Genomic DNA, 22,103 nt, shown 5'->3' with positions numbered 1-22,103 from the left:
CAAGGGTAATTTCAACAACTAACTACCCCTGCCACATAGTCTGACGCGCGACACAAACCTCTACTAAGGTACAAACCTCCGCTTCCGTGCAAACGCCCGCTTAGTTGCAGACCTCGGAGATGTCCTTCGCTCCGTTATCGGTGAGGAAGGTGAGCGGGTTGATCGTGGTCTCACCATCACCGGTATGGATCTCGAGGTGAAGGTGGGAACCGGTGGAGTTGCCATTATTACCAACATCTGCGATGTACTGGCCCGCGGTCACCTCGTCGCCAACCTCAACGTGAAGACCATCGTCGTACATGTGGACGTACCAGGACCAGAACACCTGACCATCAACGTCGTGCTTAATAATGATGAGGTTCGAGGAACGGCCGTCCTTGCCAATACCGACGTACTCAACGGTGCCGCTCGCAATGGCGTAGATCGGAGTACCGGTAGGTGCCGCGAAGTCGGTTCCAAGGTGATTCTGGTAGCCGCTACCCGTGGGGTTCCAGCGGGCTCCGTAACCGGAGGTCAGCCTGTAGTCGCCCTCAGCCACCGGCATGACGAACCCAGCGTCGGGCTCGGCAACCATGGCGGACAGCATGCCGTTCGCTCCCCAGGTGGGATCGCACGTTGCAGGCAGGTCCGCAGCCACTTCCTGAGTGGATAGGTAACGATCAATGTCGGCCGCGTCGGCATCGCTGGCCAGGGCATCGGGCACCTCGGCGCTCGCGGTAGAAAACGTCGCGAGTGAGGAAGTCACCGGCGGGCCGGGGTTCATGGCTTCGGCCTGCTGGCCGGTGCCAGTCAGAACCGTGGAGGCACCAAAGCCAGCGAACAGGGAGGTCACGGAGGCGTACGTTGCCCTCATGCGGAGCTTTCGCTGAGCGCGCTGCTTCGCGGCCTGCCGAGCAAGTCGAGCGTCTCGACGCGGCCCCGCGGGCAAAACAGGGATCAGCTCAGTCACCTGTTCGTCGCGCGCAGGGGTGACCTGCTCGATCAGTTCAGGTGTGCTCCCAACTCGGGCACTGTGCTTTCCCACGGAAACTCTCTCGCATTGATAACAAAGGATAACGAATAGATAACGTTACCTTTTGATCATAGCGACTCGGGATCGAATGGGCACCCCCGAAGTTTGTAAGACTCGTCAAGTTTCGAGAGGGTCATTAGTCCCTCTGCATTGAGTCTCGCACCTCCCCAACCAGCTCTTCCAGGATGTCCTCCAGGAACAGGACACCTACCGAAACATCGTTAACATCTCGAACTTCCACCAAGTGAATTCCGTCACGTTTCATGATGGCGAGAGCGGACTCGACCTCGTTCTCTCCCGGGATCGATGCCATGGTGCGGATCTTGAAGGAGGGCATGGGCCGGTCGCGGTTAAGACCCGTGGATCCAATGACGTCCTTGAGGTGGAGATAGCCGATAAAGGTGCCGTCGGATTCGGCGACCACGAAGCGGGAGAACCCGGTCTGCGCCACCAGCTCCTCCATCTCCGCCGGGGTCACGTCGGGGCTGACGGCGGACACCTCGTCGCGGGGCACCATAACCTCAGCGACCGACAGGTCGGAGAACTCGAGCACGCCCGAGAGAAGACCAATTTCGTCCTCGAGCACGCCGGCGCGCTGGGAGGTCTCGATGATCGAGGCAACCTCGTCCGCGGTGAAGGCGGAGGCTACCTCGTCCTTGGGTTCGAAGCCGAACAGTCGCACGATGTGGTTGGCGAGCCAGTTGAGGGCAACAACGATGGGCTTGAAGACCCGGGTGATGAGAACGAGCGGCGGAGCCAGGATGAGGGCGGCGGTCTCGGGAACGGTCACGGCGAGGTTCTTCGGAACCATCTCGCCCACCACGACGTGCAGGTACACGACGACGACGAGGGCGATGATGAAGGCAACCGTGTGCGCTGCCGCGGTCGGTAGCCCCAGCGAATGGAAGGGGCCGGTCAGTGCGTTGGCGATGGCGGGCTCGGCGACTGCACCAAGCGAGGTCGAACAGAGGGTCACGCCGAGCTGACATGCGGCGAGCATGAGAGTGACGTTCTCCAGTGCCCACAGCACCGTCTTGGCTCGCTTGGAGCCAGCATCGGCCAGCGGCTCAATCCGCGAGCGCCGTGCCGACATGATGGCGAACTCGGCGCCAACGAAGAACGCGTTGAGGGCGAGCAGGATGACACCAATGATGAGAGCGGTACCGGTGCTCATTCCGTGTCCCCTTCCTCGTGGATGGCGCGGGCTCTGATGGAGGCGACTCGCCTACCATCCAGTGCCTCGACGGTCAGGATGACGTCGTCACCGCGGACCTCGTCCCCGACCTCGGGGAGCCTGCCCAGCTCGGTCATGATGTAGCCGGCCAGGGTTTCAAACGGACCATCGTCGGGCACCCTGAGTCCTGACTCGCGGGCGAGCTCATCTGGCCTCATGTCGCCCGGGATCACCCACCCATCAACCGAGAAGCGGGCACGCAGTCTTCTGGGGTCGTGTTCGTCTGCTACCTCGCCAACGACTTCCTCGACACAGTCCTCGAGTGTGACGATGCCGGAGGTGCCGCCGTACTCATCGAGGACGAGCGCGAGCTGACCGCTGTCGCGGAGCTGAACAATGAGGGGAGCAAGAGCAACTGTCTCGGGTACTCGCTCAATCCGGCTGAGGAGCGATGCGGAGGTGACGGGAACATCCGCTCTCTTCTCGTAGGGAATGGAGATCGCGGACCGCAGGTTCACGAAGCCGCGAACATCGTCCAGGTCGTCTCCCACCACGGGGAAGCGGGAGAAACCCGTCGCGCGAGCAAGGGTGATGACATCGGCCGCGGTGGCGTGCTGGTCAACCCACTTCACTCGGCCGCGGTCAGTCATGACGTCCACGGCCGTGAGCCTGCCGATACCAATGGACCGAGTGAGCAGGCGTGCCGTTGAAATATCGAGGGTCCCCATCTTGGCACTGCGACGGACGAGAGCCACGAGTTCCGTCGTGGACCGTGCACCGGAGAGCTCCTCGGCGGGTTCAATGCCGAACTTGCGGATGATCCAGTTGGCGGAGGAGTTGAGGCCCACGATGAGGGGGCGGAGAAGCTTCGTGAACGCGCCCTGGATCGGGGTGACAAATCCTGCCGTCGTGAGCGGATCGGAGAGCGCAAAGTTCTTGGGCACCAGTTCGCCGAAGAGCATGGAGAACAGGTTGATGACTATGAGGGAGATGACGACGGCGATGCCGGTCGCGGCCGCCTCAGCGGCTCCCGCGGACTCCAACGGCCCCTTGAGGAGGTTCGCAAGTGCCTGCTGCGACGTGTAGCCAAGAAGGATCGTCGTGATCGTGATTCCGACCTGAGCGGACGAGAGCTCAAGTGAGAGTTTCTTCAGTCCTTTTAGTGCAGAGGCGGCCCGCTGATCACCATCCCGCGCCTTGCGTTCAATCGTTCCTGGGTCGAGTGCGACGAGCGAAAACTCGGCTGCCACGAACACGGCAGTTCCAGCGGTGAGTACGACTCCGAAGAGCAGTAGGAGATAGTCCATGTGCCAGATGGTACCGCGATCTTTTCTCCTCTCCTCACGCAATCCGCAAAAAGGCCGCAGGCAAGGCCGAGGTCACAGGCTCGGTCGCACCTTGTTGCCCTCTCGCAGAGGCACTCTCTCCCGAACTCTCAGGAGTCCTAGAGAACGATGTCCGTCGAGACCCTGACGACGAGTTAGGCCCTCTACTCCAGGGCTTTCTCCTCTCAGTTGTCTGTACTACGGACTCCGACGTCGTCCGGTTACCCGCGGTTCGAATCAGCAGAAACTGACGGCCAGAGCCATACGATTCCCGCGGCAAAAACTCGTCACTATATTTGGTCCATTTTTGGTAGCGAAAACAGGACAGAAAGTGAGGCTTGCATGTACTTGGTAAGACATAATCGTGACTCACTCTTGACGGTGCGATAAAAATGGCTCCAGCAGGCAGAATTTTGGGATCAAAATCCGCGTCCAATGAGATGTCTGTCATGTCGGTCACCTAAACTGGACACGTTCCGCATTTCACACACCTCGAAAGTAGGGCGACCAAAAGTGTCCGACAAAAACGTACGACCGGACGAGGATTTCGGCGCGAATCAATGGTTCATCGACGAACTGTATGCCGAGTATCTCCAGGATCGTGGAGCCGTACAGCCGCAGTGGCGCGAGCTGTTCCGACGTTGGGAAAAGGAAGGGCGTGAAGCTACGGTTGACGTCCCTTCCGCCTCCTCCCAGAAGACTCCAAAGACCCCGAGCGAATCCGCTCCCAAGGAAGCAGTCGAGCAGAAGCCAGCGAAGCAGAGCGATTCGGCTCGCAAGGCCCAGCAGAAGCCCGACAGCAGGCAGTCCGCTTCCGATCAGTCCCAGGTGAGGTCGGACCTTCCCCCCGCCCCGACGGTGGTCGCGGTACCCGCCACCACTCCGTACGCGGAACAGTACGACTTGGCTCCGTCCGCAGATGATGGCTCGGACTCGACCACTAAGCTCAGGGGCGCAGCGGCACGCACCGTGACGAACATGGAGGCGTCGCTGTCGATTCCGACCGCCACCTCCGTGCGAGCCATACCCGCCAAGGTCATGTTCGAAAACCGTTCGGTCATCAACACCCACCTCAAGCACAGCCGTGGCGGCAAGGTCTCCTTCACCCACCTCATCGGCTACGCCATGGTCGAGGCCCTCGTCGAGGTCCCGGACATGAACCGCGCGTTCGCTCACACAGAGGACGGCAAGCCCGCCGTGTTCGAGCCCGCGCACGTCAACTTCGGTCTCGCTGTTGATCTGCCGAAGCCCGATGGCACCCGTAGCCTCGTTGTCCCTTCGGTCAAGGCTGCAGAGACCATGGACTTCGTTGAGTTCTGGGGCGCCTACGAGGAACTCGTCAACAAGGCCCGCAACAACAACCTGGGCGTGGAGGACTTCCAGGGCACGACTGCGACCCTGACGAACCCGGGTGGCATCGGTACCGTACACTCGATCCCCCGTCTCATGAACGGGCAGGGCACGATCGTTGGCGTTGGCGCAATGAACTACCCCGCAGAGTTCGCAGGTTCTTCGGACAAGGCGCTGGCACGCATGGGTGTGTCCCGAGTTCTCACGCTTACCTCCACCTACGATCACCGCATCATTCAGGGTGCCGCCTCCGGCGAGTTCCTGCGTGCGATCGAGGAGAAGCTGACCGGCCGCGACGGCTTCTACGACCGCGTGTTCACTTCCCTGCACGTGCCCTACGAGCCCGTGCGCTGGCAGAAGGACATCGAGTATGACGTTGAGCGTGAACTGGGCAAGCCCGCCCACATTGCCGAACTCATTCACGCCTACCGGTCCCGCGGACACCTCATTGCCGACACGGATCCGCTCGCGTTCCGCAACCGGCGCCACCCCGATCTCGACATCACCCGCTACGGCCTGACCCTCTGGGATCTGGATCGGTCGTTCCCGACCGGCGGCTTCGCAGGCACCTCGCACCTGCTCCTGCGCGATATCATCGATCAGCTCAGAGAGTCGTACTGCCGCAACATCGGCATCGAGTACATGCACATACAAGATCCCGCGCAGCGCGAGTGGTTCCAGGCTCGTCTCGAACGCCCCCACATTGAGCTCACCGCCGATGATCGCCTTCAGATCCTGCGCAAGCTCAACGAGGCAGAGGCTTTCGAGACCTTCCTTCAAACTAAGTACGTCGGTCAGAAGCGCTTCTCCCTCGAGGGCGGTGAATCCCTGATTCCGTTGCTCGATGCCATCCTCGACTCGGCTGCCGACTCGGGACTTGAGGAAGTTGCGATCGCCATGGCGCACCGCGGCCGCTTGAACGTGCTGACCAACATCGCCGGCAAGTCCTACAAGCAGGTCTTCACCGAGTTCGACGGCACCCAGGATCCCCGCTCCGTGCAGGGCACGGGCGACGTCAAATACCACCTCGGCACTGAGGAAACGTACACGGCTCGCTCCGGTTCGTCCACGGACGTATACCTGGCCGCGAATCCGTCACACCTCGAGGCAGCCGATGGCGTACTCGAGGGCGTTGTCCGAGCCAAGCAGGACCGTATCGACCTTGGCGAGCACGGCTTCTCCGTTCTCCCGGTCCTCATTCACGGCGATGCTGCGTTTTCCGGTCAGGGCGTTGTCACCGAGACCCTGAACTACAGCCAGCTGCGCGGCTACCGCACGGGTGGCACCGTCCACATCATCGTGAACAACCAGATCGGGTTCACGACCTCACCGGCGTCCGGCAGGTCCTCCTACTACCCGACCGACATCGCCAAGGGCCTCCAGCTCCCCATCTTCCATGTCAATGGCGATGACCCCGAGTCGGTCACCGAGGTGGCCCGGCTCGCGTTCGAGTATCGCGAGACCTTCCACAAGGACGTCATCATCGACATGGTCTGCTACCGCAAGCGCGGCCACAACGAGGGCGACGATCCGTCGATGACCCAGCCTGTCATGTACGGGCTCATCGAGTCCAAGCGGACCCCGCGTCAGCTCTACACCGAGGCCCTCCTCGGTCGCGGCGCCCTCACGGACGCACAGGTCGAGGAACTGGAAACCGACTTCCACAACCTCCTGTCCGCGGCCTTCGATGAGGTGCGCGAATCCGAGAAGGAAACCGGTTACGGATACCCGCACGTTGACAATCCGGACACGGTTGCCGGCCTCGAGCTTCCTGCCTCGCAGCAAGAGGATGCTGGCACGATCGTTGGTTGGACGTCGGCCACCACCCCGGATGTCATCGCCCGCATCGGCGAGGCGCACGTGCGCGCACCGGAGGGCTTCACCATCCACCCGAAGGTCGGTCAGCTATTCGAACGCAGGGCGAAGATGGCGGTCGAGGGCAACATCGACTGGGGCTTTGCCGAGCTCATTGCCTTCGGTTCGCTTCTCATCGAGCAGACCCCGGTCCGCATGTCTGGCCAGGATTCGCGCCGCGGCACCTTCGTCCAGCGTCACGCCACGGCTCACGACCTCAACACGGGTGCCGAGTGGGTTCCGCTCCGCCACCTGACCGAGGATCAGGCCAAGCTCTGGCTGTACGACTCATCCCTGTCCGAGTACGCGGTTCTTGGTTTCGAGTACGGCTACTCGGTGGAGCGCCCGGACGCTCTCGTCCTGTGGGAAGCCCAGTTCGGTGACTTCGCGAACGGCGCGCAGACCATCATCGATGAGTTCATCAGTTCCGCTGAACAGAAGTGGAACCAGAACTCCTCCCTCGTCATGCTCCTCCCCCACGGCTACGAGGGGCAGGGACCCGACCACTCCTCAGGCCGCATCGAGCGCTACCTGCAACTGTGCGCGGAAGAGAACATGATCGTCATCCAACCATCCACGCCGGCGAACTACTTCCACGCTCTGCGCACACAGGCATACGCCCGCCCCCGCAAGCCGCTCATCGTGTTCACACCGAAGCAGCTACTCCGCCGCAAGGCCGCACAGTCCGCGATCGAGGACTTCACGACCGGCGGCTTCAAGCCCGTCATCGGCGAGGTCGATCAGAACCTGGATCCGGAGAAGGTCAACCGGGTTCTCCTCTGCTCCGGTCGCATCTACTACGACCTGGTCGAGGCACGCGAGAAGCGCGGCGATGCCAACACGGCAATCGTTCGCGTCGAACGCCTCTACCCTGAGCCGGTCGAGGAGATCAAGGAAGCCATCGCTCCCTACGGCGATGCTGAGCTCGTGTGGGTGCAGGACGAACCCACCAATCAAGGCCCGTGGCCGCACCTCGCGCTCAACGTGTTCCCCGAGATCGGTCAGGTCCGGGTCGTGTCCCGCCCCGCCGCAGCATCGCCTTCCACGGGACTGTCGACCAGGCACATTGCGCAGAACAAGGAACTGATGGAGAAGGCGTTCCAGCGCTAGAAACAGCGCCTGCTTTACTCTGACACACCGCTGGCGGCCCCCGGGCCGCCAGCGGTTCCTTATGAGAGACTTGGAAAGGTGAGTACAGAGGAATTACGGATCATGGTCGTTGGTGACGAACTCGTTGCCGGGCGCGGTGACGCGCGCGCAATGGGGTGGACGGGACGCGTGCTTGCGCGTACAGACTCCCCCATTCCCCTCACCGCCATGGTTCTTCCCGTACCCGGTGAGGACTCCAAGCAGCTTGCTGACCGGTGGGAACCGGAGGTCATGGCCCGCTACTCATCCGAGGCCGATAACCGCCTCGTCATTGGCATGGGTTCCCACGATCTCGACCACGGCATTTCCCTCATCCGTGCCCGGCTCAACCTCGCCAACGTTCTCGATCAGGCAACCCGCCACCAGATGAAGTCCTTCATTGTGGGTCCCCCGCCCCGTAGCGACGTCCCAGCAAAGGACCTGAGCGACCTATCGAACGCTTACCGTGACGTTGCTGAGCGCCGCGGCGTCCCCTACGTCGACACCTACCATCCGCTCGCTTCGCACGATCAGTGGCAGACCGACATGGCTCAGCCCGGTTCCTACACGCCTCAGCAGGCGGGATATGGCCTGCTTGCGTGGCTGGTGCTTCACAACGGCTGGCACCACTGGCTCGGCCTCACCGCCTAGCCTGAGCGCATCCAGTATTCGACACTGGTACTCGGTCCTGATTCTCGGTGTCGTTACTCTCTGATACGTTCGGCTGAAGATCGGCGCTGAAAAGCAAACCCCCTCGGCTAACGCCCAGGGGGTTTCACATTGAATCGGACGGGATCCGGTTGCCTGGACCTCCCGGTTGAGGGTGACGGTCCCGCGAATGGGGATCCTAGTTCTGCAGGGAGGACTGGTGTCCGGTTTCCGTGGCCAGGAAGATGAGGAAGATTCGGGAGAGGGTGCGCCACACGTGGGACTTGGCGACCTCAATGTTCTTGGAGAGCAGGCCGACGAGGCTCATTTCGAACTCGCCTTCAAGGATTTCGAATTCCTGCTTGCGGCAGTCACGACCAAGATTGACATCGCCCGCAGCCCAAGCTGCTGATTCCCTGCGGCACAGGTCCCTCATGGTGACGAGGTCGTCGTAGAAGGGCTTACCTTCGAGAAGGGTTTCGTGATCGGCAAGGAAGGACGTGAGGTCGTCCTCAACCGTGCGCCTGCGTGCGCCACGGGAGTACACGTCAAGGCTCATGAGGGCGCCGTGCGCGAGGGATTCCTGGCCGATCTCCTGGAAGTACTCCCTCATAAATTCGCCGAACTCACCATCGCGTATGGAGATGAGGAAAGATTCCTTACCTTCCCACAGGTCAATTGCGAGTCCCCAGCACTTGCCGCGCTGCTGCGCGATGCGGGAAATCCGACCAGCAAAGTCAGGAACACTTGTCGACAACGTCTCTCCTTAACGGCCCGGAATGGGCGCAAAACCGCGGTTGGTGTGGACATGGCCGCACCCAAAAGGGAACGGCCATGCAACGCTATTCACTTTATGCGTTTGGACGCTTGCCGTGATTAGCTGCGTTCTTCTTGCGCGACCTGCGCTTACGACCACGACGGGACATGGTTCCTCCTCAGTTAAACAACATGTGACATGCTATCATGCCGAGAATTTTGAACCGAAGGTGTCCGGGGAAACTAGCGGGTGAGATCGGTGACGACTTTGGCACGAAGCGAGTCGGGAGCGGACTCGGTGCAGGAGCGCTTAATGACTTCCCTCATGTGCTTCTCGGCCTCCGCGGCCTCGGTGCAGTCGGGGCAGTTCTCTGCGTGTGCACGCAGGCGCTCCTCCTGCTCCTCGGTCATCTCCCGATCGAGGAGCTCAAACAGGTGATCACGGACCTCTTCGCAGGTGCACTCCGGCAGGTCTGCACCAAGTTCTCGTGCGACGTCATTGATGTTCTTCATACCTTCGCCTCCGTGGCATATCCTCTTTCGGCAGCGTACTGAGCAAGGAGTTCACGAAGCTGGGACCTGCCGCGGTGAAGTCGCGACATGACGGTACCGAGCGGGATCTCGAGGATGGAGGCGATTTCTTTGTACGCAAATCCCTCCACGTCAGCCAGGTACACGGCGAGCCTGCGGTCCTCCGGGAGGGCCGCGAGAGCTTCCTTGATTTCTTCGTCCGGGAGCGCGCTCATGGCCTCGGTTTCGGCGGAGCGCATCCCCTGGGCTTCGTGAGTCGATGCCTCAAGCATCTGCCAATCTTCCAGCTCACCAGCATCAGATTTCTGCGGTTCTCGCTGCTTCTTGCGGTAGGAGGAGATGAAGGTGTTGTTGAGGATTCGGTACATCCACGCCCGAAGGTTCGTGCCTTCCTTGAACTGGTGGAAGGAGCTGTATGCCTTCGCGTAGGTCTCTTGAACGAGATCCTCGGCGTCGGCGGGGTTCCTCGTCAACCGCATGGCGGCGCCATAGAGCTGGTCAAGGAAGGGCAACGCGTCCCGTTCGAAACGTTCGCGTCGCTCCTGATCTGTCTCCTCGACCGGCGCCCGGTTAACTTCCTCTGTCATCTGTCCCATACTACCGTTTTAGTTTTCGCAGTGGGAACGACCCCGATCCGCCTTTAATTCCCATAGCTGAAGCCGTCACGCCACGCGCGAACACTCTCCCCATCGACCAGAGCCCCTGTTAGTGGCTTTAAAAGCGTGGGTGGGGCAGGTGGTGCGATGTTCAGCGCACGCGAGGGCGCCAGCATCGTAGCTCGCGCCAGAACGTCGGCTCCCACGCCTGCGTGAAGCAACTGTGACACCTGCCGACCGAGTGTCGTTCCACCGCCGGCGATGGTCGACGTGCCAGTCAATGTGGCCGTTCCATCGATCATCGTCACCGCCATGCCACCCAGCACGTAGTCGCCGTTCGGCATCCCCGCGCACGCGAGAGCATCGGTCACGAGTGCCGCACCAGGTTCGGTTGGATGGTCCAGGTAGGTGAGCAGATCGGCAACCAGGTCGGTTGCCACATGAATGCCGTCGCCAATGATCTCGACCACGAGGTCGCCCCGCTTGGCGGCGTGGAGGAACTCCCGCACGGGACCGGGTTGACGATGGTTCAGTCCCGGCATCGCATTGAACAGGTGGGTTGCGGTCTGGGCCGGCCGATGCCCTGCGGTCTCGACGGCGGATGAGATTGCCGAAGTGGTCTGCTCACTCGACGCGTTCGTATGCCCCCACGAAGGGATCGCACCATTCTCGAGGAGCAGCTCCGCGGCTCTCGATGCGTTCTCACGTTCCGGGGCAAGAGTCATGGTCTTGATCCAGCCACGCCCCTCGCTTAGCCACGCCCGTAGTTCATCCAGGTCGATGGGCCGGATCGCGGCAGGGTTCTGCGCACCCGCCTTACTGGGGCTGATGTAAGGCCCCTCGAGGTGAATGCCGATGAACGTGCCTCGCTCGCACGCCTCCGCGAGCGCCCGAATCGCAGGAATCGGATCAACCGCGGACACGAGGGACGCAACCAGATGGGTTGTTCCTTCCCTGTGGTGGGTGAGAGCCCCACGATCGATGTCGTCGGCATCGAGATCGTCGGGGAAGGAGACTCCCCCACCGCCGTGGCAGTGCAGGTCAACAAATCCCGGGAAGAAAAATGGGGCACACAGCGCGCCCTGACCATGGGGCGGGCCGATCTCGACGACGAGCCCGTTCTCGATCGTGATGCTGGAGCCAATGACGGTGCCGGTAGCGTCCACCACCGTGGCGGTCAGTGTTTCCATTCTTCTCTTCGCCTTCAAAAAAAGGGGATCAGGCCCATGGGTGGTGAGAAAGGATCACGCGCACGTGTTCTTTGCTCTGGCGGAGCAGATTCGGCGTGAAGGAGCGACTATCCGCTGATCGAACGGTAGTAGTCGAGCAGCTCGAGGTTAGCGACTGCCGCTTCGTCCGCGTAGACGGTGACGCTGGAGTGGTGCTGGAGGATGGTGGCGGGCCAGCGCTGGCTGACTCCTCCCTCCATGAGCTGGTGCAGTGCCTCAGCTTTGTTCTCACCGAAGGCGAGGACGACGATGTCCTTGGCTGACATGATCGTGCCCAGTCCCTGCGTGATGCACTGGGTGGGAACCAGGTCCATGTTGTTCTCGAAGAACCGCGCATTGTCCTGTCGTGTGGTGTCGGTCAGGACATCGACGTGAGTGCGGGAGGACAGGGAACTGAGGGGCTCGTTGAACCCAATGTGGCCGTTCTGTCCCACCCCGAGGATCTGAATGTCGACACCCGCGCCGATTTCGCGGTCGTATTCGGCGGCCGCAGCGTCCGAGTGCTCCGCAAGACCGTTCGGGGTGTGGAGATCTTCGTCGAACAATCCGGTTGCTTCGTCTCCAACGAGTTCGCGGTGGAGGACGTTGCGGTAGCGCTCGGGGTGGTCCTCGGCAATGCCGACGTACTCATCGAGTGCCCACGCGGTGCACCCGCGCAGGGAGAAGGTCTCCGCCTTGCGTGCCTCACGCAGGTACTTGTAGAGCGGGAGCGGGCTGGAGCCGGTGGCCACACCCAGCTTCATGCCCGGGGTGGCGCGCTCGATGATGTGGTCTGCTGCGATCTTCGACGCCTCATCGGCGCTTTCCCGAATAACAATCTTCATAGGTCTTTTCTATCGCCCCAAGCCCCCGCGAACCAAGAGGCGGCCATGCTCGGATCGGCGCGCCTCGTCTGACCCGCCATTCGCAACGCCCCATTACTCGATGCCGAACGCGCTGAGGAACAAGATCCCGCGGTCAGTGAGGTCGGTGACTCCGAGAGTTTCTGTACTCCCTTGTGGGATGCTCGCACCTCTTCTCCGCGCTCTTGCACCACTTCCCTCTGAGCGGAATTGGGTTTTCCAGTTTAATTTTTGTCTCGTCTGGTAAACAATGGAGTCATGAGTATCATCACAGCATTGGCCCGACCCCTACTTGCCGCTCCGTTCATCGCTTCCGGTGTGGACGCTGTTCGCAACGCCCCCGATCACGTCGAAACCGTCGAGCGCGTTAACCCGACTCTCGAGCAGGTCGGAGTTGGCGCTCTATCTGCCGGCACGATCACGACCCTGACACGTGCAGTTGGCGCCGTCCGCATTGTCGCGGGCGTCGGCATGGCTCTCGGTAAGAAGCCCCGCGTTGCCGCACTGACGCTGGCCGCAACCGAGCTCGCCATTGGCGCGGTGAAGAACCCCGTGTGGCTTTCCGAGGGTGACGAGCGCAAGCAGCACCTCGCCGGTATCGTTGGTTCCATTGGTCTCGCGGGCGGCGCACTCGTTGCCGCAGGTGACCGCCGCGGCAAGCCGTCACTGGGATGGCGCCTCGAGAACAACCGTGCACACAAGGAAGACCTCCACGCTCTCGCGGATGACTACGAACTCCGCCTCGATGAGCAAAAGGCTAAACTTGAGGAAAAGATTGCCAAGGCCAAGGAGAAGGCAAAGTCCTAAGCACCAATTCTTCACTGCACGACCCGTGGCCGGCCCCTCACAGGGAATCACCGGTTCACGGGCTCGTTGCTGTTCCCGGGTCTAAGTCGCTGACGGCCCGACAGCTTGTGATCTCAGCACTTGCAGCGGAGCCCTCCACGATCGAGGGCGCGTTGCGCTCACGCGACACCGATCTCATGATCACAGCCTTGCAGAGCATGGGAGTGGAGATCGCGGGTGACAGCAGCACCCTGTCGATCACTCCCGGCCCCCTGCACGGAACAAGCATCGATGTTGGTCTCGCCGGCACCGTCTATCGGTTCCTTGTGGCGGCCTCCGTGCTTGCCGATTGTCCCGTCAGCTTCGATGGCGACAAGGCCATGTACGCGCGCCCGATTGAGCCCGTGCTTGACGCTCTTGAGCAACTCGGCGCCACCATCGAGGCGGGCCAGGGCTCGAAGGGCCGCACCCTGCCGCTCACGGTCACGGGTCCCGTCACAGGCAACTCCGTCACGATCGACTCCTCGGGTTCGTCCCAGTTCATCACGGCACTCCTGCTCGTCGGATCCCAGCTCCCCGCGGGGCTGACCATCAACCTGACGGGCAACGAGGTCCCCTCGCTGCCGCACGTGGAGATGACGATCGGTGCTCTGCGCCGCGCTGGCGCCACCATCGAGACCACGTCGGATCCCATCTCGTTCACGGTCGCTCCCGCCAGCTTGCACCCCGGTCACGTCGTGATCGAACCGGATCTGTCGAACGCCTCCCCGTTCCTCGCGGCCGCAGCCGTGACGGGTGGTAGCGTGTCCGTTCCTCACTGGCCCAACACAACCACTCAGGGCGGTGCACACATCATTCCGATTCTGGAGCAGATGGGTGCCACGAGTTCCCTCGAGGATGGTGTCATGACCGTGACTGGAACCGGCAAGCTGCGCGGCATCGACCTGGACATGTCGGAATGTGGCGAGCTAGCTCCCACGGTTGCGGCCATCGCCGCGCTCGCGGATAGCCCGACCCGCCTCAGCGGGATCGCGCACCTGCGCGGGCACGAGACCGACCGCCTTGCCGCCATCTCCACCGAGATCACCAAGCTCGGTGGCAGGTGCGTTGAGACCCGCGACGGACTCTACATTGAGCCCGCCCCGTTGCACGGTGGCGTTGTCGAATCCTACGAGGACCACCGGATGGCGACCTTCGGCGCGATCCTGGGTTTGAAGGTCCCGGGCATCTCCGTCCGCGACATCGCCTGCACCTCAAAGACCCTTCCCGAGTTCCCGACCATGTGGGCTGACCTCGTATGAGAGATACCGGAACGGATGATCCTCGGGTCAAGGTCCGCCCCAACAGGCGCGGCTCTCGACCCCGGACAAAGATTCGTCCCGACTTTGGGAACGCCCTCACCGCTCGCGTCTATCGGGTCGACCGCGGCCGCTATCACCTCGTTCTTGAGGAGGCAGGTACGGCCGTGGTCGCGGTCAAGGCACGCGAGCTTGGTCGTGGCGCCATCGCCGTTGGCGACCGCGTCTCGGTCGTCGGTGACACCTCCGGCAAGAAGGACACCCTCGCCCGCATCGTCCGCGTTCTCGACCGCACCTCCTCGCTGAGAAGAACCGCTGAGGAAGGCGAAGCCGCCGGAAATGAGCGGGTCATCGTTGCGAACGCCGACAAGCTCCTCATCATTACGGCTCTGGCGCAGCCGGAGCCCCGCACCGGCATGATCGACCGGTGCCTCGTCGCGGCCTACGACGGCGGGATGGAGCCGGTCCTGGTGCTGACGAAGTCGGATCTGGCCGACCCCGCTCCCCTGCTCGACCACTACCGGGACCTCAACCTCAAGGTGCTTGCCACCTCGATCAACGAGGAAACCGGCCACGATGGCGTCGACATCGTGGCCGAGGAGGTCACCGACTCCATTTCCGTTCTCGTTGGCCACTCGGGAGTTGGCAAGTCCACCCTCATCAACGCCCTCGTGCCCGACGCCGATCGCGCAACCGGTTCCGTCAATGCCGTGACCGGCCGGGGCCGCCACACGTCCTCCTCCGCGATCGCCTTCGATCTTGAGGACGGCGGAATCATTGTTGACACCCCGGGCGTGCGTTCCTTCGGGCTCGCCCACGTTGAACCCAACACCCTGATCAAGGCGTTCCCGGATCTCATGGAGCTCGCCGAGGAGTGCCCGCGCGGGTGCACCCACGCTGAAACGGAACCCGAGTGCGAGCTCGACACCGCTACTGGTAGCACCGCACTTCGAGTCGCCTCCTACCGCAGGCTTCTCGAGGCCCGCCACAACGCCGAGCAGTTCTAGCTCGAAGGTCCGCGTCACGTGCGGGCCTTTGCCTCATCCCTTTCTTTAGTCGCGCCACCGGGCCGCATATCGCTCACAGTCGGGCCACATCCTTTCGTGCGCGACCGGGGCGTTTCACGACCCTTCTGATCTTGGTATGGCGCATTGGCTCGTGTTCTGCACCTTCGTGTTTCGTCCCTTGGCGTTGGGCTCTGCTGGCGGGTTTCTGACGTAATGTAGTGGCATGCCATCTCTTAACCGCATCGGCGACGATCTGAGTTTCGCCACCGCCATCATCGATCAGGTGGATGCACTGACGCTCCCCCGGTTCCAGGCTCAGGACTTCACGGTCCGCACGAAGCCGGACAACACGGAAGTAACCGAGATCGATGTTGCTGCCGAACAGATGATTCGTTCCATGCTTGGTCGCTCCCGGTCCCGGGACGCCATCCTCGGTGAGGAGGAGGGTGAGTCCGGCACGGCGTCGAGGCGCTGGATCATTGACCCGATTGACGGGACCCGCAACTTCGTTCGTGGCGTGCCCGTGTGGGCAACCCTCCTGGCCCTGGAGGAAGAGGGCGAGATCGTCATGGGTATCGTCTCAGCCCCCGCTCTGCACAGGCGCTGGTGGGCCGGCAAGGGACTTGGCGCCTTCACGGGCCGCAACTGGACGAACGCGAAACAGATCCACGTGTCCGAAGTCAGCAAGGTCGAGGATGCGTCCCTGTCCTACTCGTCGATGAGCGGATGGGCGGAACGAGGCCAGCTGCGCGGTTTCCTTCGCCTCGCACAAGAATGCTGGAGGAACAGGGCCTACGGTGACTTCTGGTCCTACATGCTCCTCGCCGAGGGCGCAGTCGACATTGCCTGCGAGCCCGATCTTGAACTGTACGACATGGCGGCGCTGGTGCCGATCGTCCAGGAGGCCGGAGGCACGTTCACCTCGGTTGATGGCGCACCCGGCCCCGGCGGCGGCAACGCCTTCGCTACCAATGGCATGCTTCACGACGAGGCACTATCGCTCCTCCACTCTGTGACCGATGGTGAGGGCGAGGCACGAGCCTAGGCCCTGGCGACTCCCCAAATCCCAATCCCTTGATTCCGCCCCAGTGGGTCACGGCCAGAACGGGATTCACAGACTAAACGAGGATCACGGACTAAGCGGGGATCACAAACTGAGCACTGATCACAGACTGAAGGTGTGGCGACTTCGAGGCCGCCACACCTTTCCTTTTAACCATCGCCCCGAGCGTTAGCCTCCCCCTACGGGTAGCTCGACGCGGGCCAATTCCTACCGATAGCTACTCAGAACAGTTCGACCGGGAACTATGCGAGATCCTCTGCTAGCTTCGTGCGCTCGCTAGGGTGGTACCAGAGCATCTCCCAGCCCGCACAAGCGTCCCAGGCCGCCTCGTCGCCCGTACGTGCCCTCAGGACATCATCTGCAGCCTCCGGCGCGTCAGCAAAGATCGCAGCAACCTTCGCCCACGCGATTGGTTCACGGACTGTGACAAGCGATGGATCCTCATCGCTGCCCGCGGGTTCGACTTCGGCATCTGCCGCGACCACGAGTCGCGACCGCTCGTTGCTCACGGTGCGGAGGTTGTCGTCCGCGGCTGCGAGCTGGACAATGAGGTCGAGCTCCTCATCCCCCTCATCAGCAAACGCCGCTGTCAGTCCCGCCGTCACGGCGTGGGCGAGTAGCGGGGAGAGCTGAGGTTCGATAAGGTTTTGCCGTTCGATTGAAAAGAAGACTCGGCTCGTTGCCATTTTGCCCCGCTTTGGTCAAGGTTTGGCAATCGACGCACATAAAACCTTAATCGACCCTGTTAGTTGCATGCCATACAATTTACTCCGATACTAGCAAGATGTACTGTTAAGTATCCGAATGCACTTTGCCGACCATCCAGGTCGGCAAATTCAAAGAAAATAATCTCTTCAGTGCCTTTGAACCAGCCAGGCTTAAAGTGTGCATGAGGGTAACGAAGCGGAGATCGCATACTATGGCCACAAAATTTATGACGATTGCCGATGTCGCTGAAACACTCAACGTTTCGACGGCTCAGGTCAGATCACTTATTCATACGGGCACACTCCCAGCAATCCAGGTCGGTGGACGCGGGCAGTGGCGTATTGAGCAGTCAATCCTCGATAAGTACATTGAGGAAGGCTACGAAGCTACCCGGCGACGGGTTCAAGGTCAGTAACGACACTGACTACATGGGGTCACCATTGGTGGCCCCATCTTTTTGTCCACAAGACCGGTTGTAACCGGTTGATGACTCTCTCACATGCACTAATAATGACGTGAACAACATCAATACTTGAGAACACAGACAATATCGGACAAATAACTATCGGTAGCTCATCATGAATAAGATACTCGACAAAACGACACTGAGAGAACCAATGATCGCTTCTCCCGCCCCGAACGAGGTTGAAGATGAGGCTGCACCATTGCCCGACCCCCAACCCATCGCCGAACGCATTGCCCTTGCGGCTGTCGAGGTTCTCTCGGGGCACCGGTCCGTCCGCCAATTGCAACGCTGGCTCGCTCCCCACATCTACATGGAACTCGCTCAGGCCGCGGGCATGAGAGCACGGATGAAGAAGGTGACGGGGCTTCCCGGGCGGATCATGAGTTCCCGGACCTGCGCTCCCGCGCACGGCGTGTGCGAAGCCAGTGTCGTCGTGTGGGACATGACTCGGCCCCGAGCATGTGCCGTGAGGCTGGAAATGCATCGGGGCCGGTGGCGGGCGAACGCGCTCGACGTCATCTGACGGACGGGCGGCTCACCCGTTGAGTGTTGGTTAGCGGTTGCGCTTCTTGGCTGCGCGGCGCTGTGCACGGTTCTGGCCGGTCGCAGCGGGCTTCACGGCACCGGACTCGTCCTTGTTCGTGCGGATCTTGGACTGCGGGCGCTGGATGGAGAGCACCTTGTCGGCGGCCTCCTGCCTGCGGGCCATCGCCACAACATCATCGTCGGATTCGACGGATGAGATCGCGGCCTTGGCTTCCTCCTCCTGCTGGGAGGGGAGCTTCAGTCCGAAGAGGTAACGGACGGTCTCTTCCTTGATGGAGACGGACATGGCCTTGAACATGTCGTAGCCCTCGCGCTTGTACTCGACGAGCGGGTTGCGCTGGGCCATGGCGCGCAGGCCGATGCCTTCCTTCAGGTAGTCCATCTCGTACAGGTGCTCACGCCACTTGCGGTCGAGAACCGTGAGGAGGACGCGACGCTCAATCTCCCGCATCTGCTCCTCGCCGAACTCTTCTTCGCGATCCTCGTACTGGGCGTGAATGTCGTCGTCGAACTCCGCTTCGAGACGCTCCACGGTCAGCCTGTTTTTCGCGCCAACGTCTTCGAGGAGTTCATCGGCGGTGAAGGAGGGGCGGAACACGGTCTTCATGTCGTTCCACAGCTCGTCCAGGTCCCAGTCGGTTGGGTCGCCCGCGGTGTGGCCGGCAACGACATCCGACACGACCTGGGTGAGGTAGGACTGAATCGAATCGGCCAGATCCTCCCCCTCCAGGATCTCGCGGCGTTCCTTGTAGACGGCGGTGCGCTGATCGTTCATGACGTCGTCGTACTTGAGGACGTTCTTACGAATGTCGGCGTTGCGTGCCTCGAGAGTGGTCTGAGCGGACTCGATGGACTTGGCGAGGTTGCGGAACTCGAGCGGCTGATCATCAGGCTGGCTGTCGGAGTTCAGGAGCCTCGTGGCCGCGTTGTTCGCGAACAGACGCATGAGCTCATCGTCGAGGGACAGGTAGAACCTGGACTCGCCCGGGTCGCCCTGACGTCCGGAACGACCACGCAGCTGATTGTCGATACGGCGCGACTCGTGACGCTCAGAACCGAGCACGTAAAGCCCACCCAGTTCCTTCACCTCGTCGTGCTCGAGAGCAACGGCTTCCTTCGCGGCCTCAAGAACCTTGGGCCACGCCTCCTCGTAGGCCTCCGCGTTCTCGTTCGGGTCGAGACCCTTCTGCTCCATCTGCTCGACGGCGAGGAACTCGGCGTTGCCGCCGAGCATGATGTCGGTACCACGACCGGCCATGTTCGTTGCGACCGTGACGGCGCCCTTGCGGCCCGCCATGGCAACCACGGCGGCCTCACGCTTGTGCTGCTTCGCGTTGAGGACCTCGTGCTTGATCTTCGCCTTCGTCAGGAGGCGGGAGATCACCTCGGACTTCTCCACGGACGTGGTGCCAACGAGGACGGGCTGCCCCTTCTCGTGCCGCTCCTGAATGTCCTTGATGATGGCTTTGAGCTTGCCCTGCTCCGAGGGGTACACGACGTCGATCTGGTCGATGCGGATCATGTCGCGGTTCGTGGGGATGGGGACCACGCCAATGTCGTAGGTGGAGGCGAACTCCTCGGCCTCGGTCTCTGCCGTACCGGTCATGCCCGAGATCTTCTCGTACAGGCGGAAGTAGTTCTGGAGGGTGATGGTGGCGAGAGTCTGGTTCTCGGCCTTGATCTTCACGCCTTCCTTCGCCTCGATGGCCTGGTGCATGCCCTCGTTGTACCGACGGCCAGGAAGCACACGACCCGTGTGCTCATCGACGATGAGGACCTCCCCGTCCATGACGATGTAGTCCTTGTCGCGCTTGAACAGTTCCTTCGCCTTGATCGCGTTGTTGATGTAACCAATGAGGGGTGTATTCGAGGTCTCGTAGAGGTTCTCGATGCCGAGCTGATCCTCGATCTTGTCGATGCCGGGCTCGAGGATGCCGACGTTGCGCTTCTTCTCGTCGACCTCGTAGTCGGTGTCGCGGTGCAGGGAGTTGATGATGCGGGCGAACTCCGTGTACCACTTGTTCGCATCCCCCTCGGCGGGGCCGGAAATGATGAGCGGGGTACGGGCCTCGTCAATGAGGATCGAGTCGACCTCATCGATGATGGTGAAGTAGTGATCGCGCTGCACGAGCTCGTCGACCTTCCATGCCATGTTGTCGCGCAGGTAGTCGAAACCGAACTCGTTGTTCGTGCCGTAGGTGATGTCGGCGGCGTACTGCTCGCGGCGCTGGGCAGGAGTCATGCCGGAGGTGATACAGCCCGTCGTCATTCCGAGGAAACGGAACACGCGTCCCATGAGGTCGGACTGGTAGGTCGCCAGGTAGTCGTTCACGGTGATGACGTGGACGCCCTTGCCGGTGAGTGCGTTGAGGTAGGCCGGGAGCGTCGCAACAAGGGTCTTGCCTTCACCGGTCTTCATTTCGGCGATGTTCCCCATGTGCAGGGCCGCACCACCCATGATCTGAACCGGGTAGTGGCGCTGTCCGAGGGTGCGCCTCGATGCCTCGCGGACCACCGCGAAAGCTTCCGGGAGGAGTGCGTCGAGAGTCTCGCCGTCTTCCAAACGCGCCTTGAACTCGTCGGTCATGCCGCGCAGTTCATCATCGGAGAGTTCGAGGAACGAATCCTCCAGCTCGTCGACGTGCTTAGCAATCGACTGCAACTTCTTCAGCGTGCGGCCTTCACCGGCACGAAGAATCTTATTGAGAAACTTTGACACGAAACTTATCTCCTGCGAATGGACAACTGAAAACATTGTACGGCGTAAATAGTAATCCGCCCGTGTTCGCGTAGAACCCGGGCGGATATTCGGCGCTCAGCTTATGCGATCAACCATGAGCCGCGCGAAGGCGATAAGACCGTCTTTCACTTCCCCATCGGGAATGACCTCGAGGGAGGCAACCGCGTCTTCGGACCAGTCGTGAGCGAGCTGACGGACGTCGTCCATGACCCCGTGTCCACGGAGCAGCTGGACCGACCTCTCGACCTGTGCATCGTCGCGCTCTCCGGCAAGCAGATCGAGGATCTCCTGGCCTTCGGCGTCGATCGTGCCCGCGTCCTTCCGCTCCTTCAGGAGCAGGATCGGCATGGTCTCCACGCCCTCACGAAGGTCCGTGCCGGGAGTCTTGCCCGTAACGTCGCCATCGGACATGATGTCGATGACATCGTCGGCAAGCTGGAAGGCAACGCCCACCTTCTCGCCAAAGTCGGCGACGGCCTCGGCAATGTCGGGGGCTCCCCCGGACGCGTTGACGCCGTAGCGCGCCGAGGCGGCAATGAGGGAACCGGTCTTCTCGGCGAGGACGTGAATGTAGTTGTCACGCGGGCTCACGTTGTCCGGAGCGCCCAGGGTCTCCCGGAGCTGACCGAAGCAGAGCCTCTCGAAGGTGACGGCGTGGAGGCGGACTGCCTCCGGTCCGAGGCCTGCGACCATTGCGGAGGCCTTTGCGAAGAGAACGTCACCGGCGAGGATGGCGGCCGAGTTCCCAGCGATCTGCTGGGCCGAAGGCACTCCCCTCCTCATCGGCGCATCGTCCATGACATCGTCGTGGTACAGGGTTGCCAGGTGGGTGAGCTCAACAACTGTTGCTGAGATCTCTGCCTCCTCGTTGCCCGGGTTGGGACCCAGGAACGAGGTGAGGAGGCACAGGGCAGGCCGGAGGCGCTTACCGCCAGCAGCCGCCAAGTGCTTCGTCAAGGCATCAATGTCTGGCTCAGGTGAGCGCACGGCGTCCTGGAGACGGTCCTCCACGGACACCATGAGCTCGTTTAGCCTCTCGTTGAG

General features: G+C 61.7%; 20 protein-coding genes. 8 read left to right on the top strand and 12 right to left on the bottom strand.

All coding sequences use genetic code 11. From position 1 onward, the window contains the following. Positions 1-100 precede the first annotated feature (100 nt). The 3 genes from QMB98_RS06800 to QMB98_RS06790 all read right to left on the bottom strand — a co-directional run bounded on the left by QMB98_RS06800 (position 101) and on the right by QMB98_RS06790 (position 3,493). Entirely contained in the window at positions 101-1,024 is a 924-nt protein-coding gene (locus tag QMB98_RS06800) for a M23 family metallopeptidase (protein ID WP_371684923.1), read from the bottom strand. Between the two features lie 124 nt (positions 1,025-1,148). Continuing rightward, a complete protein-coding gene (locus QMB98_RS06795) occupies positions 1,149-2,186 on the bottom strand; it encodes a hemolysin family protein (protein ID WP_371684922.1) in 1,038 nt (345 codons plus the stop codon). Then, positions 2,183-3,493: a hemolysin family protein gene (locus tag QMB98_RS06790; protein ID WP_371684921.1), complete on the bottom strand. Its 1,311-nt coding sequence runs from the start codon at positions 3,491-3,493 to the stop codon at positions 2,183-2,185. Before QMB98_RS06790 ends, QMB98_RS06795 begins: the two co-directional genes overlap by 4 nt. Before the next feature lie 453 nt (positions 3,494-3,946). On the opposite strand from QMB98_RS06790, the gene QMB98_RS06785 reads away from it, so the two are divergent. Both QMB98_RS06785 and QMB98_RS06780 read left to right on the top strand, forming a co-directional pair. Then, complete coding sequence (locus tag QMB98_RS06785) at positions 3,947-7,825, top strand: multifunctional oxoglutarate decarboxylase/oxoglutarate dehydrogenase thiamine pyrophosphate-binding subunit/dihydrolipoyllysine-residue succinyltransferase subunit (RefSeq protein ID WP_371684920.1); 3,879 nt, start codon at positions 3,947-3,949, stop codon at positions 7,823-7,825. Between the two features lie 102 nt (positions 7,826-7,927). Beyond that, complete coding sequence (locus tag QMB98_RS06780; protein ID WP_371684931.1) at positions 7,928-8,494, top strand: GDSL-type esterase/lipase family protein; 567 nt, start codon at positions 7,928-7,930, stop codon at positions 8,492-8,494. Between the two features lie 196 nt (positions 8,495-8,690). Here QMB98_RS06780 and QMB98_RS06775 read toward each other — a convergent pair whose 3' ends face one another. The 6 genes from QMB98_RS06775 to QMB98_RS06750 all read right to left on the bottom strand — a co-directional run bounded on the left by QMB98_RS06775 (position 8,691) and on the right by QMB98_RS06750 (position 12,427). Continuing rightward, a complete protein-coding gene (locus QMB98_RS06775) occupies positions 8,691-9,248 on the bottom strand; it encodes a hypothetical protein (RefSeq protein WP_371684919.1) in 558 nt (185 codons plus the stop codon). A 94-nt stretch (positions 9,249-9,342) separates the two neighbouring features. Next, the gene (locus QMB98_RS06770; protein WP_371684930.1) at positions 9,343-9,417 is read right to left on the bottom strand and encodes a 50S ribosomal protein bL37; all 75 of its coding nucleotides are present in this window, start codon (positions 9,415-9,417) and stop codon (positions 9,343-9,345) included. A 73-nt stretch (positions 9,418-9,490) separates the two neighbouring features. Continuing rightward, complete coding sequence (rsrA, locus tag QMB98_RS06765; protein ID WP_371684918.1) at positions 9,491-9,760, bottom strand: mycothiol system anti-sigma-R factor; 270 nt, start codon at positions 9,758-9,760, stop codon at positions 9,491-9,493. Then, on the bottom strand, positions 9,757-10,365 hold the full coding sequence (locus QMB98_RS06760; protein ID WP_371684917.1) for a sigma-70 family RNA polymerase sigma factor: 609 nt from the start codon (positions 10,363-10,365) through the stop codon (positions 9,757-9,759). The genes rsrA and QMB98_RS06760 overlap by 4 nt, the downstream gene beginning before the upstream one ends. Positions 10,366-10,418: 53 nt before the next feature. Further along, positions 10,419-11,564, bottom strand: a complete 1,146-nt coding sequence (locus QMB98_RS06755; RefSeq protein WP_371684916.1) for an N-acetylglucosamine-6-phosphate deacetylase — start codon at positions 11,562-11,564, stop codon at positions 10,419-10,421. Positions 11,565-11,671: 107 nt separating this feature from the next. Further along, positions 11,672-12,427: a glucosamine-6-phosphate deaminase gene (locus QMB98_RS06750; RefSeq protein ID WP_371684915.1), complete on the bottom strand. Its 756-nt coding sequence runs from the start codon at positions 12,425-12,427 to the stop codon at positions 11,672-11,674. A gap of 276 nt (positions 12,428-12,703) precedes the next feature. Here QMB98_RS06750 and QMB98_RS06745 point away from each other — a divergent pair, with 276 nt between their 5' ends. From QMB98_RS06745 to QMB98_RS06730, 4 genes are all read left to right on the top strand, one after another. Continuing rightward, the gene (locus tag QMB98_RS06745; protein WP_371684914.1) at positions 12,704-13,252 is read left to right on the top strand and encodes a DoxX family protein; all 549 of its coding nucleotides are present in this window, start codon (positions 12,704-12,706) and stop codon (positions 13,250-13,252) included. A gap of 14 nt (positions 13,253-13,266) precedes the next feature. Beyond that, positions 13,267-14,532, top strand: coding sequence for a 3-phosphoshikimate 1-carboxyvinyltransferase (aroA, locus tag QMB98_RS06740; protein ID WP_371684929.1), 1,266 nt, complete (start codon positions 13,267-13,269; stop codon positions 14,530-14,532). After that, positions 14,529-15,536, top strand: coding sequence for a ribosome small subunit-dependent GTPase A (gene rsgA, locus QMB98_RS06735; protein ID WP_371684913.1), 1,008 nt, complete (start codon positions 14,529-14,531; stop codon positions 15,534-15,536). The genes aroA and rsgA overlap by 4 nt, the downstream gene beginning before the upstream one ends. 223 nt (positions 15,537-15,759) lie before the next feature. Beyond that, entirely contained in the window at positions 15,760-16,581 is an 822-nt protein-coding gene (locus QMB98_RS06730; RefSeq protein WP_371684912.1) for an inositol monophosphatase, read from the top strand. A gap of 260 nt (positions 16,582-16,841) precedes the next feature. Here QMB98_RS06730 and QMB98_RS06725 read toward each other — a convergent pair whose 3' ends face one another. Next, the gene (locus tag QMB98_RS06725; protein ID WP_371684911.1) at positions 16,842-17,285 is read right to left on the bottom strand and encodes a hypothetical protein; all 444 of its coding nucleotides are present in this window, start codon (positions 17,283-17,285) and stop codon (positions 16,842-16,844) included. Positions 17,286-17,488: 203 nt separating this feature from the next. On the opposite strand from QMB98_RS06725, the gene QMB98_RS06720 reads away from it, so the two are divergent. Together QMB98_RS06720 and QMB98_RS06715 are read left to right on the top strand one after the other, a co-directional pair. Then, positions 17,489-17,722, top strand: a complete 234-nt coding sequence (locus QMB98_RS06720; protein WP_371684928.1) for a helix-turn-helix domain-containing protein — start codon at positions 17,489-17,491, stop codon at positions 17,720-17,722. Positions 17,723-17,924: 202 nt separating this feature from the next. Beyond that, positions 17,925-18,296: an Rv3235 family protein gene (locus QMB98_RS06715; RefSeq protein ID WP_371684910.1), complete on the top strand. Its 372-nt coding sequence runs from the start codon at positions 17,925-17,927 to the stop codon at positions 18,294-18,296. Between the two features lie 30 nt (positions 18,297-18,326). On the opposite strand, the gene secA is transcribed toward QMB98_RS06715, so the two are convergent. Together secA and QMB98_RS06705 are read right to left on the bottom strand one after the other, a co-directional pair. After that, a complete protein-coding gene (secA, locus tag QMB98_RS06710) occupies positions 18,327-21,038 on the bottom strand; it encodes a preprotein translocase subunit SecA (RefSeq protein ID WP_371684909.1) in 2,712 nt (903 codons plus the stop codon). A 96-nt stretch (positions 21,039-21,134) separates the two neighbouring features. Beyond that, positions 21,135-22,079: a polyprenyl synthetase family protein gene (locus QMB98_RS06705; RefSeq protein WP_371684927.1), complete on the bottom strand. Its 945-nt coding sequence runs from the start codon at positions 22,077-22,079 to the stop codon at positions 21,135-21,137. Positions 22,080-22,103: the final 24 nt, after the last annotated feature.

Source organism: Flaviflexus sp., from assembly GCF_041440645.1.
GTDB lineage: Bacteria > Actinomycetota > Actinomycetes > Actinomycetales > Actinomycetaceae > Flaviflexus.
This window is presented reverse-complemented; position numbering and strand designations above follow the sequence as displayed.